Below are 18,045 nucleotides of genomic sequence, written 5' to 3'. Positions count from 1 at the left end.
CTCATGAATTTCAACCTAAATTATACATTATACAATATAAATTATAAATTGACTTTCCAACTGCTATTTATCAAGATGACTAAGTGCGCAATGGTCCTATAAATATATATTAAATATAACATTATTTTTTTTTTGTTGTATATTGGAATCTGTAGTATAAAATATAATTAAATGAAATTATGAAAGAAAAAATGGTGATAAACTTTGAAAGTTGAATATAATAAAATGAAAGTGGAATTTGAGCTTATACGTAGCAGAAGAAAGAGTATCTCGATAACAATGAAATACGATGGAGGTATAATCGTCAGATGTCCATTAAGAATGAAAAATGATGACGTAATTAAGTTCATACAGTCTAAATCTGAATGGATTATGATAAAGCAGCAGGAAATTAAAGAGATGCAGAAGGCAAAGGTTGAAAGAACACTTGAAAATGGCTCCAGTCTTATGTTTTTAGGAAAAGAGTATCCTCTTGAAATCATAATTAATGAATTATATAAAAAGACGAATATAACTAAGACTGAAGACAAAATAATAATTACTGTTGATATCTATGATAAAGAAAAGATAAAGGAGGAATTAAAAAAATGGTATAAGGTACAGTGTATTAATGTTGTTACAGAGAGAATTGCTTTATATCAAAAATATTTTAGAGATAGTCCAAAAGAAATAAAAGTTAAAGAGCAGAAGAGTAGATGGGCAAGTTGCACTTATGATAACAGGATACTTTTTAACTGGAGATGTGTTATGGCTGATATAAACGCTGTTGACTACATTGTTGTTCATGAAATGTGTCATTTTGAATATAAAAATCATTCTAAAGAATTTTGGAACAGCGTTGAAAATATAATGCCTGATTATAAAATTAGAAAACAATGGTTGAAGGTTAATGGCATAAGAATGGAGTTTTAATAATAAATTTAAATAAAAGAATAATTTATATGGTAGAAATTAATCAAAATTGCAACAGGAAGATGCTTTGAATGATACTTTGCATGGTAAATCAAATAAAAATTGATAGAAAGACTTATTACAAAAATCGTAGTAGCAATGAGGAGGAAAATTAAAGCTATGGAAAATTATTTTTGTGAACCAGTCAATAGTACCATAGATAAAGTTAAATATTACAGGAAAGCAGAAAATGATAATTTCGGTAGAGACTACAAAAGGGAATTGTTAACAGTTAATAATGTTTTATGCACATTTGAGAAGAAGTTTTTAACATTATATGAGGATAAAATCAATAACCGCATTTCGGAAAGTAGTTATAAAAATATAACTTTTAAAATGAGAAGAAAGCAGGAGGAGCTGATTAAGAGAAGGAATGAGATAGAAAGCATGATGAATTATTAATTAAGTCAAACTTTTCAGCTCGTGAAAGCTGTTTAATCGCATATTCTCTTTTTAGCGCTGCCGATTTGTCTGTGCATTCTTCAAAGTAGATAAGTTCCACCGGCAGCCTGCATTTTGTGTATTTAGCACCTCTGCCTTTATTATGAGTTGCAATTCTTTTTTTCAAATCATTTGTCCAGCCTGTATATAAAGTCTTATCTGAACATCTTAAAATATATACATAACACATAGAGCTCGTCCTTTCAAATTTCCTTATAAAATAAAGTTTAATCAAATTATCGCTCTTTTTCAATAATAGAAAATATTTTTTAGAATAACTAAATAAGACAATAAGCAGTTTTTTTCTACAAAAACTATTACTTTTCTAGCAAAAGATATACAAATTGTAATATAATAGATAGTGTGTTTTTTTGAGTAAGTTGTGAATTGAGGGATACAAAGTGAAAAAAATTGTACGAATGTTTATTTCAGGAGTGTCTATAATAGCACTTTTAGCTGTTATGGCAGTCGGTTTATATAATAAAAACTCAGCAGTATCTTATAAAGATGAAAGCGATAAAAAGGGACAGGTATACTTAGCAAGTCTTGAAAATAAGGATGTTGCTTCAATTGAACAGGAAATTGACAGTAAGAAGGATGCATTAAAGCAGTATGATGAAGCTGATAAGAAAGCAGTTTCAGCAGCAAAGAATAGTAATATAGACTTTAAAAGTTATTATTCAAACTCAGTTTTTATGGGTGATTCCATAACAGAGTCAATTAAGGAATATAAGTATCTTAATGATATAAATGTCCTTGCTAAAAAAGGACAAACTTTAATACAGTTAGAAAAGTCTCTTAATGAATTATATGGCATAAAGCCTCAGAAGGTATTCCTGCTTTATGGAATGAATGATGTACAGCTGTTTAAAACATGTGATGAGTTTAAGAAAAAATATTATGAAGTAGTAAAGGAAGTAAAGAAAAATATTCCTAAGACACAGATTTATATTCTTTCTCCATTATCAGTTATCGATAGTAAAGCAGTTGCTACTGATAAAGCAGTTAATAATAAGAATTTGGATCAATACAGAAGTGCTGCTGTTGAGGTGGCAAAGAATGAAGGCGTTAATTATATTGATATAAACAAGCTGACCATGGGTAAAGATTCAATGCATGAACCAGATGGAATACATTTTAAATACGACTTTTACAAAGTCATGCTTAATTATATTCATGATGAGATGGAAAACAACAAAAAGTAGCAAAGGCTGGCTGAATATATGATCAGAGAAGAAAAAATTAATTATAAAAAGATAGCATATTCATTATTATATTTATTGCTTATAGTAATTGTCCTTAATGTGTTTACCATGATGTACAACGTGATTAAGGTGAAAGATGCGTCAGTAACTGATATTAATAGAAATTTAAAGAAAACACCATATATCAGCAGGATGACTAAGGGTGACAGCAGAACTTTAAGAAGACTATACGGCATAAACAAAGACGAAGCTGAAAAGTTTCTGCTGTATGCACCTAAAAGCAATATGGATGCAGATGAAATCCTTGTTCTTAAGACAAAATCTCAGGATGATTTAAAAGTTATAAAAGAGAAAGTGCAGTCAAGAATTGATAAGCAGGAAAAAAGTTTTATGCAGTACAGACCAAAAGAATATGAAATAATTAAAAAATGTGTGCTGAAAGAAGAAGGAGAATACCTTATTCTTATTATTTCAAAAGACAGCAGCAAAATAGAAAAAACAGTAGATGATTGTTTCGCTTAATTTAGTTTTTTCAATTCTTAGAGTAGATTCTTTGTAAATTGGATAACTTGAGAATTAATGTAGAATTTAAATTTTAAATTTTTACTTATCAAAATGACTTATTGTCTTAACAGAGAAATGTGGGACTAATTAAAAAAGTAGTGTGGAGTGATTGATTTTGGTATTTAGCAGCTTAATATTTATATACATATTTTTACCAATGACATTGTTGATTTATTATATTACACCTAAGAGATTCAGGAATTTAGTTGTGTTTATAGCCAGCATATTATTTTATGCATGGGGAGAACCTTACTATATAGCTTTACTGCTCATTTCAGTAATAGTTGATTATTTTGGAGCAATTATTGTTGAGAAGACCAGAGCGGATAAGGATAAGAGTAGATTTATATTTGTTACTGTCCTGGTTATAAATATAAGTGTACTGTTTTTCTTCAAGTACTACGGATTTTTGATTAATAATATAAATGCTTTGTGTGGCACATCTTTAAGGGTAAAAGCTCTGCCGCTGCCTCTTGGCATATCTTTTTATACATTTAAGCTTGTTTCATATATGGCTGATGTATATCTGAACAAAGTTGAAGCAGAAAGAAACTTTATTAATTTCGGCACATATGTATCTATGTTTTATCAGCTTACAGCAGGACCTATTGGCAGGTTTACAGACTTAAAAAATCAGATTATTAATAGGAATGAGACTATAGAAAAGTTTGCGTATGGTATTCAGAGATTTTTATTTGGACTTGGCAAAAAGGTCATACTTGCTAATAACTTAAGTCTTATATGGAATAATGTTAAGTCAATGCAGTATGGCAGCATATCTGTTATTTCATCGTGGATTGGTATAATCTCATTTACTCTGCAGATTTATTTTGATTTCAGCGGGTATTCAGATATGGCTATAGGTCTTGGACAGATGATGGGATTTGAGTTTAAGGAGAACTTTGATTTCCCCTATATATCAAGGAGCATAACTGAATTCTGGAGAAGGTGGCATATTTCTCTGGGATCATGGTTTAAAGACTACATATACATTCCGCTTGGAGGAAATAGAAGAGGTAAATCAAGACAGATTTTTAATCTTTGTGTTGTGTGGTTTGCAACAGGATTATGGCATGGATCAAACTGGACATTTGTATTCTGGGGACTTTATTACGGAGTAATAATCATAATTGAAAAGTTATTTCTGCTTAAATATCTAAAAAAGATTCCTAAGATATTCGGGATTATTTATTCAATGATAATCGTGACTGTCGGATGGGTATTCTTTGACAGTGAAAGCATTAATAAAGCTTTTTCATATATAGGAATAATGTTTGGTGCAGGAAACAATTTAATGATTGATAATATGGCAAAATATCTTATTAGCAGTAATTTATTGATTTTATTTATTTCAATAATATGTGCAACACCTCTTGTAAAAAGGATTATAATGTATATTACAGAAAAGAAGAAGACACCTGGAATTATAGTATCAGTAGTTATTTCAATGGCGATTTTTGTTATCTCAACTGCATTCCTTGTTTATGAAAGTTATAGTCCGTTTTTATATTTTAAATTTTAACGATAAGGAGCAGAAAGAATAATGAATGATAATGAGTATAAAAAAATGTTTGCAAGGCTTACCACTATATTCTTCCTTGCTTTTATCTGCAGCATGTTGTGTATCTTTGTTTTGAAAAAAGATGCATCATCTTCTGAAGTAGAAAACAGAGAGCTTGCACAGAAGCCTGAATTTTCACTAAAAAATATTGAAAATAGAAATTTTGCAGATGGTTATAACAGCTATATTTCTGATCAGTTTCCGCTTAGAAACTTTTTTGTATCAGCTAAATCAGAGCTTGATATGTTATGTGGCAGGAAAGAAAGCAATGGTGTTTTCGTAGGTAATGATAATTATTATATTGAGAAATTTACTGAATCAGGTGAGAATGACTTAAAAGATAAACTTAAGGCTATAAATGCATTTAAGGAAAACAATAAGAGTATTAATATGTATTGTCTAGTTGCGCCAACTTCAACTGAAATATATAAAGACAAGCTTCCGAAGTATGCTGATGCTGGTGATGAATCAGCATATATAAATAAGATAAAAACTGGTCTTAGCAAAAATATTAAGTTTATTGATATCAGAGAATCAATGAAGAAAAATAAAAACAAGTATATTTATTATAAGACAGATCATCACTGGACTACTAAGGGTGCATATTTGGCATATTGTGATTACTGCAGCAAGGCTGCCCTTAAAGCAGAGGATGAAAAAGACTTTGAAATCAAGACAGTAACTGATGATTTTTATGGAACTCTTTATTCAAAGGCGCTATGTGGAAAAGCTGTGCCTGATTCAATAAAGTTATACATACCTAAGAAGAATGATAAGGTAGTTGTGACATATAATGATGAAAAGAAAAAGACAGCAACTATGTATAAGAGTGATGCACTTAATCAGAAGAATAAATATGAAGTATTTACAGGTGGAAATCATTCACTTATAAATATCAAGACATTAAGTGAAAGCGGTAAGAAGCTGCTTGTTATTAAGGATTCATATGCTAACAGTTTTATTCCTTTTCTAACTTCGCATTATAGTAGTATAGATGTGATTGACTTAAGATATTATATGGATGACATACAGTCATTAATCAAATCAGATGGCATTACAGATATTTTATTTTTATATAATGCATCAACATTTAATGATGATAATTCAATTCTTAATTTAGAAAATTAAACGTAGCAGGAAATGGATTTGGAGTGAGTGTAGATTATGGAGCGGTTTGAATTAGATATTGAAGATGAAAATTCTCTAAAGTATTTAGCATCAAAAAAGATAAGTTCAATTAAAAAGTATATTTTCACTTTTTTGAAGTGGATAGTTGTGGCAGGAGTAACAGGACTCATTGGCGGAATTGTAGGAACACTTTTTCATATAAGTGTTGAGTATGTGACAAAAGTACGTGTACGTAATGATTTTATAATTCTATTTTTGCCTGTTGGGGGACTGGTTATCGCAAAGTTATATAAAATATGCAATATGAGCAATGACCCTGGAACAAATCTTGTTATAAGTTCTGTAAGGACAGAGGAAAAGGTTCCTTTTGCAATGGCGCCCTTAATATTTATAAGTACTGTTATTACTCATCTTTTTGGAGGTTCAGCAGGAAGAGAAGGAGCAGCTCTTCAGCTTGGGGGAAGTATAGGAACACAGATAGGAAATCTTTTTAGACTAAACAAAAAAGATATGCACATTGTCACTATGTGTGGTATGAGTGCTGTGTTTTCTGCATTGTTTGGAACTCCTCTTACTGCAACATTTTTCTCTATGGAAGTAGTAAGCATAGGTATTATATATTATTCAAGTTTTATTCCATGCATAGTGGCAGCACTTACTGCTTATAAGATTTCACTGCTCTTTGCGGTGAAGCCGGTAAGATATACTATTGAATCCATACCAGCATTAGATGGCGCTGTAGCTGTAAAAGTAATAATTCTTGGAGTATTATGTGCTGTAATTAGTATCTTGTTCTGCGAAAGCCTTCATAAGACAAATAAATTTTTAGCAGACCATGTTAAGAACAATTATATTAAGGTCATAATTGGCGGAATGCTTGTTGTTGCACTTACATTTTTATGTGGTTCAAGAGATTATAATGGTGCAGGTGTAGAGGTAATTGCAAAAGCAATTAATGGACAGGCTGTTTCGTATGCATTCCTGTTAAAGATAATTTTCACAACACTGACAATAAGCTTTGGTTATAAAGGTGGGGAAATTGTGCCTACATTCTTCATTGGTGCAACTTTTGGCTGTACAGCAGCCGGAATATTAGGACTTGACCCAGGCTTTGGTGCAGCTATAGGAGTAGCAGCACTGTTCTGTGGTGTGACAAACTCTCTTATTACATCTATTGTTTTGAGTATAGAATTGTTTGGTTCACAAGGGCTTGTGTTATTTGCGCTAGCCTGTGGTGTAAGTTATATGCTTTCAGGTTATTATAGCCTTTATGGTACTCAGAAAATAGTTTATTCAAAGTTAAGAGCTGAATATGTAAATAGGAATGCTAAATAAGGAATATAATTTATTAACGCTTATTTAGTTATCGAATATACTATATAGTAAATATTAATCAGGAGAAATGCTTATGATATTTACATTAGTATCAGTAGTATTATTAATCGTTATACTAGTTACAATTATCGCAGTGCTTATGTCAGTTTCTTCTAAAGGATCTATTGAGCATGACAAGATTGATGATGAAATCAAATCAATAAAAGATAATGAAAACTTTGATGAATGCGGAACATGTGACTACTGCAAGAAGTGCTGTGAACAGAAAGAAAATGATAAAGATAAAGAAAAATAAATATAATGAACATTATATGACTGTTAGGGAGTAGAGATGTGCTTTCTAGCAGTTATTTTTTATTTTGATTTAATCTTTATATTTATGTAAACACTAAGTACTAGATAAGAGATTAGAACGAAGAGAGCAGAGAATAAGCAAAGCATAAGCGAACATACCAAATCTTTGATATGGTATGTTCGCTTAAATAATAGAAAGATACCTTTTTAGAACTCTTATAAGATGAATTATTTAGAAGGTTTGGAGGATTTGCCGCCATTAAAGCTTAGAAATTAGCATAGCCAATTTCATCCTGTACTATGCATTATGCGTTAATTTAAATTTGATTGTATCGTATGAGAAAAAATATATAATAAATATATGTTAAATTTGTTGCATTTTCTTTATCTTTGAGTATAATAATAAGTGAACATATGAATACTTGTTCATATGTTAAAACTAAAAAGATGGTTATACTAAATTTAAATTAGTTTTTAAATATAATTGGTGGGGAGGAAATGCTTAATGGAAAGAGATAATAATGGAGTTGAAAGATGTTCTGAAGAATGTACTCATAAAGAAATAATAGATAAAGTTAAAAAATGTATACCTGATGAGGAAACTCTTTATGATTTAGCAGAATTATTCAAGGTTTTTGGTGATAGTACAAGAGTTAGAATTCTTTGTGCACTTTTTGAAAGTGAAATGTGTGTCTGTGATATAGCTGAACTTTTAAATATGACACAGTCTGCTGTATCACATCAGCTGAGAGTGCTTAAGAATGCAAGTCTTGTTAAGGCAAGAAGAGATGGCAAGACAATTTACTATTCACTTAGTGATGAGCATGTTATTCATATATTCAATGATGGACTTAACCATATAAGGGAGTAAACAATATAATAAAAAATAAACTGAAATTTGGATAAAGCGGGGTGCAGCTATGGAGGAGATAAAGTTAAATCTTAAAGGTCTTGATTGTGCTGGTTGTGCGGCAAAGATAGAAGATAAAGTAGGAAAATTAGAAGTAGTAAAAGAAGCAGTTTTGAATTTTTCTACGCAGACTTTAATCATGAAAATAGAGAATAAAGAAAACAGAGACGAGGCTATAAATGAAGCTACTAAAATAGTAAATACACTTGAGCCCGATGTTATTGTAAGCGAACAAAATGGAAATCAGAAAAATAAGAATACAGATAAGTGTAATGGTGGATGCAGCTGCACAGGTGAGCATCATCATGGTCATGATCATGGTGCTGAAGACGAAGAGGAAGACAGCAAAAAGAAACTTATCATGCTTATAGCAGGAGCTGCTGCTTATGTTACTGGACTTGCTTTTATAAATAATGAAACTGCAAAACTTATTGTTTTTGTAATAGCATATATTCTTGTTGGTGGAGAAGTTGTGCTTAAAGCTTTAAAGAATATAACTAAAGGACAAATATTTGATGAGAATTTTTTAATGGTTGTTGCAACAATCGGTGCTTTTGCAATTAAGGAATACCCTGAAGCTGTAGCTGTTATGATTTTCTATCAGGTAGGTGAAATGTTCCAGGATAAAGCAGTTAATAATTCAAGAAGATCAATTAAGAGTCTTATGGATATAAGACCTGATTTTGCAAATGTAATCAGAGACGGTAAAGAAGTAAGAGTATCTCCTTCCGAAGTTGCAATTGGCGAAGAAATAGTAGTTAAGCCAGGAGAAAAGATTCCACTAGATGGAGTTCTTGTTTCAGGAAGCGGAGTTCTTGATACATCAGCACTTACAGGAGAATCTCTTCCAAGAGAAGTTGATGTTAATGAAAGTGTGCTTTCAGGATGTATCAGTAAAAATGGTGTCTTAAGAATTAAGGTTAACAAGGAATTTGGAGAATCAACAGTATCAAAGATACTTGATCTTGTACAGAATGCAGGAAATAAGAAAGCTGAGACAGAAAAGTTTATCACAAAGTTTGCCAGATACTATACTCCAGCAGTTGTTATTACTGCAGCACTTTTAGCAGTAGTACCTCCTTTAGTAATCAGTGGAGCAACTTTTGATCAGTGGATATACAGAGCGTTATCATTCCTTGTTGTATCTTGTCCATGTGCACTTGTAATTTCAATTCCTCTAGGATTCTTTGGTGGAATTGGAGCAGCTTCAAAGAATGGTATATTAGTTAAGGGAGGTAATTATCTTGAGGCACTGAAGAATGTTGATTCAGTTGTATTTGATAAGACTGGTACTTTAACTAAAGGAGTTTTCAAAGTTACAGAAGTTAAGTCAGAAAGTGATTTATCAAATGATCAGCTTTTAGAATACGCTGCTTATGCAGAAAGTTACTCAAACCACCCAATCGGATTATCAATCATTAACGAATACGGTAAGGATGTTGATAAGGACAAAGTTCGTGATTATGAAGAAATATCAGGACATGGTATTAAGATAGTTTATGATGGCAAGCATATATTAGCTGGTAACATCAAGCTTATGAAGAGATTTAATATAGTGTCTGGTGAAACGGAATCTATAGGAACTGTCGTATATGTAGCGGTTGATGGAGAATATGCCGGACATATAATAATTTCAGATGAAATCAAGGAAGATTCTGCAAAAGCTATGAAGAGCCTTAAAGCACTTGGAGTTAAGAGAACTGTAATGCTTACTGGAGATAGCAGAAAGGTAGCTGATGTAGTAGCAGAAAAAGTTGGTGTTGATAAAGTATACAGCGAGCTTCTTCCGGGTGATAAGGTTAATAAGATTGAAGAATTATTTAGAGGTAAAGATGAAAAAGCAAATATATTATTTGTTGGTGACGGAATAAATGATGCACCAGTACTTGCAAGAGCAGATGTTGGAATTGCCATGGGAGGTATCGGATCAGATGCTGCAATCGAAGCAGCAGATGTAATCATCATGAATGACGAACCTTCAAAAATAGCTGATGCAATTAAGATTGCCAGAAAAACAAACAGAATTGTATGGCAGAATATAATATTCTCACTAGGAGTAAAAGTTGTAATACTTGTGCTTGTAGCAGCGGGTTTAGGCAACATGTGGGAAGCAGTGTTTGCAGATGTAGGAGTTGCTCTTATAGCAGTCCTTAATGCCATGAGAATTTTAAAAATCAAAAAGCTATAGAAATTATTACTAGAGAGATTGCAATGATATATTGTAGCCTCTCTATTTTTTATGTAAATTTGTTGGTATAATTAATTGTATTAGTAAAATTAAGGGGATAGTTTTTTGTGGAGAAAAGAAAATGGACAAGCAATATAAAACTAAATGTTATTTTTGTAATAGCTGTAGCTATCGGAATTGCCGAATACTTTTTTGACATGTATGGAATACAGGGGTTATATAGAGTATTTGTAAGAGGTATATTTGGAATGTGCATGGGGTTGATATTTCTATGTGTATTAACAGCTGGTTTAAAAAAGTTATTGGATTCAGTGAGGGAAAATAGAAGTAAAACTGCGAGTATTATATCAATGATATTTTTTCAAAGAGAAAAAAGGTTTTAATTTGAAGGTGATGTACTATAAAAAGAGTAAGGTTATAATAAGTATCGAGCAGATAGATCCGTATCAGTTAATACAGGGAACTTTGAAAGAGCACATGAGTGAAAATGGTAATAATATTAAGTAATAGATTTAAATTAAGTATATTGACTAAAATATCAAAATAAAATACAAATGTATCATAAAAATGGTGTTTTAACATGAGGGAGTAGCATGCAGATCATGAAAACATTTGATTTGTTGCATAGTCAACATATTGATACGTTTATGTATCTGGCTTTGTATTAAATTGTGAGACTTATGTATAGAGGAATAACTCTATACATAAGCCTCACAATTTTTTTAGCAGGAAATATTATAGAGGTTAATGTGGAAAACTATAATGTTATCATCATTGTTAAAAAAATATTAAAAATTATATTTGAGGAGTGAATGTATGTGAATTTTATAACCATATTACTTACAGCTGTAGGTTTATCTATGGATGCTTTTGCAGTATCACTGACAATTGGGTTAGATGTTGATAAAGATAAGCAAAAAAAAGCAGCTTTAATGTCAGGGGTATACTTTGGAGGGTTCCAGGCTCTTATGCCGGTTATTGGATATCTTCTTGGCGTTAAGTTTACAAAATATATTGAAAGCGTAGATCATTGGATTGCATTTGTACTGCTGGCTGTAATAGGAGTTAATATGATTAGGGAAGCATTAAGCGGAGATGATGATAAGGAAGAAATGCCTGCGGATTATCTTAATCATAAGAAATTTGTTATGCTTGCCATAGCGACTTCTATAGATGCACTGGCAGTAGGAGTGAGCTTTGCCTTCCTAAGTGTTAATATCATAAGTTCGGCAGTTACTATTGGTATAACTACTTTTTTATTTTCTGTTGCTGCTGTTGTTATAGGAAAGAAAATAGGGGAGATAATAAAGAATAAAGCAGAGATTTTGGGTGGAGTAATACTTATAATAATAGGAATTAAAATACTCTTAGAACATATTATTAAATAAGAAGAATGTATTTAGAATCATAAACTTGTTGAATTGAGCGAAAATTTAAATAATTCTTTAAAGAAAGAAATATAAAAATAAAAGTGATATAATTATTATAGTATTGTCACTTTTATTAATAATAAAAGTAGGAGAGAGGTAAGAGATGGAGAAGAAAAAGAATATTTCAATGGCCGTTATCAAAAGACTGCCAAAGTATTATAGATATCTTTCTGACCTGCTTAAAAATGATGTTGATAGAATATCCTCTAAAGAACTTGGCGAAAAGATTGGCTTTACAGCTTCGCAGATACGTCAGGATTTAAACTGCTTTGGAGATTTTGGACAGCAGGGATATGGATATAATGTAAGAGAGCTACATGCTCAGATTAGTAATATCTTAGGAATTCATAAAAAATATAAGAGTATAATTGTCGGTGCAGGAAATATAGGCCAGGCGCTTGCAAACTATAGCAACTTTAGGGATCTTGGAGTAGAAGCAGTAGGAATCTTTGATGCAAATCCAAAGCTTATTGGAATGAAGATCAGAGATATTGAAATCAGAGATATTGATGAATTTCCTGAATACGTAAAGAATAATTGTGTTGATATCGGGATAATATGTGTACCAAGCAGAAATGCTCAGACAGTATGTGATGAACTTACTGCATGCGGCATAAAAGCGATATGGAATTTTGCTCCTATAGATCTTACAACACCGGATGATGTAGTAGTAGAAAATGTACATCTTAGTGAGAGCCTTTTGACACTTGTTTACCTTGCGAATCAAAAGCATCAATAGAATGGTATTGTAAACATTTTTAAAACACCCTCGCATAATGTTAATTTTTATTGCAATAGGGTATTTATGGTACTATAATAGTACTTGAAGTAGAAACTTCAAGTACTTTTTTTTAATCAAATTTGTTATATTATTAACAATGTTATCGTTGTAATATTAACAAGAGTGATAATTGTTGTTACCATTTTGAGCCGAAAAAGCTCTAATTATTATAAAAAATAGTCTAAGGAGGCCAATCTAGTGAAATTAAAAAATGTTCTTTTAGAAAAAGAAGGAAACATAGCTGTTGTTACAATTAACAGACCAAAAGCATTAAATGCTCTTAATTCAGAAACATTAAAAGACATTGATGCTGTCTTAGATGTACTTGAAAATGATAACGATATATATGCAGTAATTATAAGAGGTGCAGGTGAAAAAGCATTTGTAGCTGGTGCAGATATATCAGAAATGAAAGATTTAAATGAAAAACAAGGACAAGAATTTGGAATATTAGGAAATAAGGTATTCAGAAGAATTGAAACTCTTAATAAGCCAGTTATAGCAGCTGTATCAGGCTTTGCTTTAGGTGGCGGATGTGAGCTTGCAATGGCTTGTGATATAAGAATAGCTTCTGAAAAAGCTAAATTTGGACAACCAGAAGCTGGATTAGGAATAACACCAGGATTTGGTGGAACTCAAAGACTTGCAAGAATCGTAGGACTCGGCAAGGCAAAAGAAATGATTTATACTTGTGATCTTATAAGAGCTGATGAAGCTTTAAGAGTAGGATTAGTAAATAAAGTTGTTCCATTAGAAAATTTAATGGAAGAGGCAAAGGCTATGGCAGCTAAAATTGCTTCTAATGCACCAATTGCAGTAAGGATGTGCAAAGATGCAATCAATAGAGGCATACAGGTTGATATAGATAAAGCAGTTGCTATTGAATCAGAAGATTTCGGCAAGTGCTTTGCAACAGAAGATCAAAAAGAAGGTATGACAGCTTTCATGGAAAAGAGAGCTAAGAACTTCCAGAATAAATAATGTTTGAGGGATTGAGGAGGTAAATTAAATGAACTTTGAATTGACAACAGAACAACAATTAGTTAAACAAATGGTAAGAGAATTTGCAGTAAATGAAGTTAAGCCTATCGCTGCTGAAGTAGACGAAACTGAAAAGTTCCCTATGGAAAACGTAAAAAAAATGGGAGCCTTAGGAATGATGGGAATTCCTTTCTCTAAAGAAAATGGTGGAGCTGGTGGAGATGTATTATCATACATTATAGCTGTTGAAGAATTATCAAAGGTTTGTGCAACTACAGGAGTTATTCTTTCAGCTCACACATCTTTATGTGCTTCATTAATTAATGAAAATGGTACACCAGAACAAAAAGCTAAGTACTTAGTTCCATTAGCTAAAGGTGAAAAACTTGGTGCTTTTGGATTAACTGAACCAGGCGCTGGTACAGATGCTTCAGGTCAGCAGACTACTGCAGTTCTTGAAGGAGATCACTATGTTTTAAATGGTTCAAAAATATTCATAACTAATGGTGGAGTTGCAGATGTTTTCTGTATATTTGCTATGACTGATAAATCAAAAGGAAATCACGGAATTTCAGCATTTATAGTTGAAAAAGATTTCCCTGGATTCTCAATTGGTAAAGTAGAAAACAAGATGGGTATCAGAGGTTCATCAACTACTGAACTTATAATGCAGGATTGCATAGTTCCGAAAGAAAATTTAATTGGACAAGAAGGAAAAGGATTCAAGATTGCTATGAAGACTCTTGATGGTGGTAGAATCGGTATCGCAGCTCAGGCTCTAGGAATAGCTGAAGGAGCTTTAGAAGAAGCTGTAAACTACATTAAAGAAAGAAAGCAATTCGGAAGATCTCTTGCTAAGTTCCAGGGATTACAGTGGATGGTTGCTGAAATGGCTACAGAAATTGAAGCTGCTAAGAACCTTGTATACCAGGCAGCTTGCTTAAAGCAGGATGGAAAGAATTACACAGTTGCAGCAGCAAAAGCAAAATTATTTGCAGCTAACACAGCAATGAGCGTTACAACTAAGTGTGTTCAGTTATTCGGTGGATATGGATACACTAAGGAATATCCAGTTGAAAGAATGATGAGAGATGCTAAGATAACTGAAATTTACGAAGGAACTTCAGAAGTTCAAAAGATGGTTATCGCAGGCAGCTTATTAAGATAGTTTAGGAGGCATTAAGATGAATATAGTAGTTTGTTTAAAACAAGTACCAGATACAACAGTGGTAAAGATTAATCCAGTTACTGGAACTCTTATAAGAGATGGTGTTCCATCAATAATAAACCCTGAAGACAAGAATGCTCTAGAAGCAGCTCTAGTTCTTAAGGAAAATGAAGGCGCTAAAGTTACAGTAGTAAGTATGGGACCTCCACAGGCAAAAGCAGCATTAAGAGAAGCTTTATGTATGGGAGCTGATGAAGCAATACTTCTAAGCAGTAGAGCATTCGGTGGAGCTGATACTCTTGCTACTTCAAAAACTATAGCAGCAGCTATAAAGAAGTTAGACTATGATGTAATCTTCGCAGGAAGACAAGCTATTGATGGAGATACAGCTCAGGTTGGACCAGAAATAGCAGAACATTTAGGAATTCCTCAGGTTACTTATGTTCAGGATGTTAAGAAAGATGGAGAATATCTTTTAGTTAACAGAGCTCTTGAAGATGGACATGAAATAATAAAGGTTAAAGCACCAGTATTATTAACTGCAATTAAGGAATTAAACAATCCAAGATATATGAACGTTGTAAATATATTTGATACAGCTGACAAGGAAGTAACTGTTTGGTCTGAAAATGATCTTGATATTGACTTATCAGAACTTGGACTTAAAGGATCACCTACAAAGGTTAAGAAGTCAGTTACAAAGGAAGCTAAAGGAGCAGGCGAATTAGTTAATAAGCCAGCTAAAGAAGCTGTAGAATACGTATTATCAAAATTACAGGAAAAGCACTACATCTAATATTGAGGAGGTAAATGTAATGAATATAGCAGATTACAAGGGCATATGGGTATTCGCTGAGCAGAGAAATGGAGAACTTCAGAAGGTTGCTTTAGAATTACTTGGTGAAGGAAGAAAATTAGCAGATAAATTAGGAGTTAAATTAACAGCTCTATTATTAGGAGAAAACGTAGGAAATATAGCAGATGTTTTAGGAAAACATGGTGCTGATGAAGTATTAGTTGCTGATAATCCACTACTTAAGAATTACACAACTGATGGATATACAAAAGTAATATGTGATCTTGTTCATGAAAGAAAACCAGGAATATTATTCATCGGAGCATCTTTCATCGGAAGAGATTTAGGACCTAGAGTTTCAGCTAGATTACAGACTGGATTAACTGCAGACTGTACTGCACTTGATGTTGAAGCTGAATCAGGTACATTACTTGCAACTAGACCAGCATTTGGTGGTAACTTAATGGCTACTATCGCATGCGAAGCTCACAGACCTCAGATGGCTACAGTTAGACCAGGAGTTTTTGCTAAGGTTGAAACTGAAAATGCTGATTACAAAGTAGAAAATGTTGAAGTTAAATTAGAAGCTTCAGATATCAGAACTGAAGTTGTTGAAGTATTCAAGGAAGTTAAGGATATAGTTGATATAAGTGAAGCTAAGGTTATTGTATCTGGTGGTAGAGGAGTAGGTTCTGCTGAAAACTTTGCTAAATTACAGGAATTAGCTGATGAATTAGGTGGAGCAGTTGCTGGATCAAGAGCAGCTATCGAAGCTGGTTGGATAGATAAATCATTACAGGTTGGACAAACTGGTAAGACTGTAAGACCTAATATTTACATTGCATGTGGTATATCAGGAGCTATACAGCACGTTGCAGGTATGCAGGATTCTGATGTTATAATAGCAATCAATAAAGATGAATCTGCCCCAATAATGTCAGTAGCTGATTATGCTATAGTTGGAGATTTAAATAAAGTACTTCCTGAATTTATAGCTCAGGTTAAGGAACTTAAAGAAGCTGAATAATTTGCTGCAATGTATAATTTAGAATTTATAATGTATAATTTTGGATTGAACTTCGCTGAAGCGCAGTTCTAGCCAAGGCATAAGCGAACATGCCAAATCAAAGATTTGGAATGCCTGCTTGGTCAAGACGTAAGCGAACATGCCAAATCAAAGATTTGGAATGCCTGCTTAAACAGAGGACAAATTCCTCTTTAAAACTTTTGTAATTGAATAATTACAGAGGTTTGGAGGTGTCCTCCATTAAAATTATGAAATTAACCAGCTTAGAGCGGTTAATTTCGTCCTGAATTATACATTATACAATATACATTCTACATTAATATGATGAATTTCAGTTTATCGAGATAATTAAGAATATATTGTGAGACAGGTTATATATAAAATTGGAGGATATTAATATGGAAAAGATATTTGTTTTAGGTGCTGGAACTATGGGTTCTGGTATTGCTCAGGCTTTTGCACAAAAAGGATATGAAGTTATCGTTAGAGATATTAAAGATGAATTTGTTGACAGAGGACTAGGAAACATTAGAAAAGGACTTGAAAAGAGAGTTGCTAGAGGAAAGATGACTGAAGAAGATAAAGATGCCATCCTTTCAAAAATATCAGGAACAACTGATATGAACTTAGCAGCTGACTGTGACTTAGTAGTTGAAGCAGCAGTTGAAAATATGAAGATAAAACAAAGCATATTTGCAGAACTAGATAAGATCTGTAAACCAGAAACTGTTTTAGCTTCAAACACATCTTCTTTATCAATAACTGAAGTTGCAGTTGCAACTGGCAGACCTGATAAAGTTATAGGAATGCATTTCTTCAACCCAGCTCCAGTAATGAAGCTTGTTGAAGTTATCAGAGGAGCAGCTACTTCAGATGAAACTTTTGCAACAGTAAAAGCATTAGCTGAAGCTATTGGAAAGACTCCAGTAGAAGTTAAAGAAGCTCCAGGATTTGTTGTTAACAGAATACTTATCCCAATGATCAATGAAGCAGCATTCATTCTTCAGGAAGGTGTAGCAACAGCTGAAGATATAGATACAGCTATGAAACTTGGTGCAAACCACCCAATGGGACCTCTAGAATTAGGAGATTTAATCGGACTAGATGTATGTCTTGCTATCATGGATGTTCTATACAATGAAACTGGAGATAGCAAGTACAGAGCTTGTACTTTATTAAGAAAGTATGTAAGAGCTGGATGGCTTGGAAGAAAGTCTGGAAGAGGATTCCACAACTACGCTAAGTAATTACTTATTTAAGTTCAGATTATAATTTAAATGAATAC

The 18,045-nt window shown here is 32.5% G+C and carries 19 protein-coding genes; 18 read left to right on the top strand and 1 reads right to left on the bottom strand.

All coding sequences use genetic code 11. The features are described from left to right. Window positions 1-225: 225 nt before the first annotated feature. Together FYJ33_RS02455 and FYJ33_RS02450 are read left to right on the top strand one after the other, a co-directional pair. On the top strand, window positions 226-912 hold the full coding sequence (locus FYJ33_RS02455) for a M48 family metallopeptidase (RefSeq protein WP_154530194.1): 687 nt from the start codon (window positions 226-228) through the stop codon (window positions 910-912). Between the two features lie 159 nt (window positions 913-1,071). Further along, window positions 1,072-1,353: a hypothetical protein gene (locus FYJ33_RS02450; protein WP_154530193.1), complete on the top strand. Its 282-nt coding sequence runs from the start codon at window positions 1,072-1,074 to the stop codon at window positions 1,351-1,353. Here FYJ33_RS02450 and FYJ33_RS02445 read toward each other — a convergent pair. After that, window positions 1,313-1,582 (bottom strand): GIY-YIG nuclease family protein, encoded by a 270-nt coding sequence (locus FYJ33_RS02445; RefSeq protein ID WP_154530192.1) that lies wholly within the window; start codon window positions 1,580-1,582, stop codon window positions 1,313-1,315. The two genes, FYJ33_RS02450 and FYJ33_RS02445, sit on opposite strands and share 41 nt — an antisense overlap. A 211-nt stretch (window positions 1,583-1,793) precedes the next feature. Between FYJ33_RS02445 and FYJ33_RS16790 the strand changes: the two genes are divergently transcribed. From FYJ33_RS16790 to FYJ33_RS02365, 16 genes are all read left to right on the top strand, one after another. Beyond that, window positions 1,794-2,597, top strand: a complete 804-nt coding sequence (locus FYJ33_RS16790; RefSeq protein ID WP_154530191.1) for a GDSL-type esterase/lipase family protein — start codon at window positions 1,794-1,796, stop codon at window positions 2,595-2,597. 18 nt (window positions 2,598-2,615) lie between these two features. Further along, complete coding sequence (locus tag FYJ33_RS02435) at window positions 2,616-3,119, top strand: DUF4358 domain-containing protein (RefSeq protein WP_154530190.1); 504 nt, start codon at window positions 2,616-2,618, stop codon at window positions 3,117-3,119. 199 nt (window positions 3,120-3,318) lie between these two features. Next, window positions 3,319-4,683, top strand: coding sequence for an MBOAT family O-acyltransferase (locus FYJ33_RS02430; RefSeq protein ID WP_235900752.1), 1,365 nt, complete (start codon window positions 3,319-3,321; stop codon window positions 4,681-4,683). Window positions 4,684-4,704: 21 nt separating this feature from the next. Beyond that, window positions 4,705-5,850, top strand: a complete 1,146-nt coding sequence (locus FYJ33_RS02425; RefSeq protein ID WP_154530188.1) for a DHHW family protein — start codon at window positions 4,705-4,707, stop codon at window positions 5,848-5,850. Between the two features lie 36 nt (window positions 5,851-5,886). Beyond that, window positions 5,887-7,185 carry a chloride channel protein gene (locus FYJ33_RS02420; RefSeq protein WP_154530187.1) on the top strand — a complete coding sequence of 433 codons (1,299 nt, stop codon included), beginning with the start codon at window positions 5,887-5,889 and terminating at the stop codon, window positions 7,183-7,185. A gap of 73 nt (window positions 7,186-7,258) precedes the next feature. Next, a complete protein-coding gene (locus FYJ33_RS02415; protein ID WP_154530186.1) occupies window positions 7,259-7,480 on the top strand; it encodes a hypothetical protein in 222 nt (73 codons plus the stop codon). Window positions 7,481-7,984: 504 nt separating this feature from the next. Beyond that, window positions 7,985-8,350, top strand: coding sequence for an ArsR/SmtB family transcription factor (locus tag FYJ33_RS02410; RefSeq protein ID WP_154530185.1), 366 nt, complete (start codon window positions 7,985-7,987; stop codon window positions 8,348-8,350). 49 nt (window positions 8,351-8,399) lie between these two features. After that, complete coding sequence (locus FYJ33_RS02405) at window positions 8,400-10,577, top strand: heavy metal translocating P-type ATPase (protein WP_154530184.1); 2,178 nt, start codon at window positions 8,400-8,402, stop codon at window positions 10,575-10,577. Between the two features lie 107 nt (window positions 10,578-10,684). Next, window positions 10,685-10,960, top strand: a complete 276-nt coding sequence (locus FYJ33_RS02400; protein WP_154530183.1) for a hypothetical protein — start codon at window positions 10,685-10,687, stop codon at window positions 10,958-10,960. 429 nt (window positions 10,961-11,389) lie between these two features. Next, a complete protein-coding gene (locus tag FYJ33_RS02395; protein ID WP_154530182.1) occupies window positions 11,390-11,965 on the top strand; it encodes a manganese efflux pump MntP in 576 nt (191 codons plus the stop codon). 145 nt (window positions 11,966-12,110) lie between these two features. Next, window positions 12,111-12,746: a redox-sensing transcriptional repressor Rex gene (locus FYJ33_RS02390; protein ID WP_154530181.1), complete on the top strand. Its 636-nt coding sequence runs from the start codon at window positions 12,111-12,113 to the stop codon at window positions 12,744-12,746. A 240-nt stretch (window positions 12,747-12,986) separates the two neighbouring features. Beyond that, entirely contained in the window at window positions 12,987-13,769 is a 783-nt protein-coding gene (locus tag FYJ33_RS02385; protein WP_328598640.1) for a short-chain-enoyl-CoA hydratase, read from the top strand. A 28-nt stretch (window positions 13,770-13,797) separates the two neighbouring features. Next, complete coding sequence (locus tag FYJ33_RS02380) at window positions 13,798-14,937, top strand: acyl-CoA dehydrogenase (protein WP_154530180.1); 1,140 nt, start codon at window positions 13,798-13,800, stop codon at window positions 14,935-14,937. A gap of 16 nt (window positions 14,938-14,953) precedes the next feature. Beyond that, on the top strand, window positions 14,954-15,733 hold the full coding sequence (locus FYJ33_RS02375; RefSeq protein ID WP_154530179.1) for an electron transfer flavoprotein subunit beta/FixA family protein: 780 nt from the start codon (window positions 14,954-14,956) through the stop codon (window positions 15,731-15,733). 19 nt (window positions 15,734-15,752) lie between these two features. After that, entirely contained in the window at window positions 15,753-16,760 is a 1,008-nt protein-coding gene (locus FYJ33_RS02370; RefSeq protein ID WP_154530178.1) for an electron transfer flavoprotein subunit alpha/FixB family protein, read from the top strand. Between the two features lie 398 nt (window positions 16,761-17,158). Beyond that, the gene (locus FYJ33_RS02365; protein ID WP_154530177.1) at window positions 17,159-18,007 is read left to right on the top strand and encodes a 3-hydroxybutyryl-CoA dehydrogenase; all 849 of its coding nucleotides are present in this window, start codon (window positions 17,159-17,161) and stop codon (window positions 18,005-18,007) included. Window positions 18,008-18,045 lie beyond the last annotated feature (38 nt).

It is taken from the genome of Inconstantimicrobium porci (assembly GCF_009696465.1).
Classification (GTDB): domain Bacteria; phylum Bacillota; class Clostridia; order Clostridiales; family Clostridiaceae; genus Inconstantimicrobium; species Inconstantimicrobium porci.
This window is presented reverse-complemented; position numbering and strand designations above follow the sequence as displayed.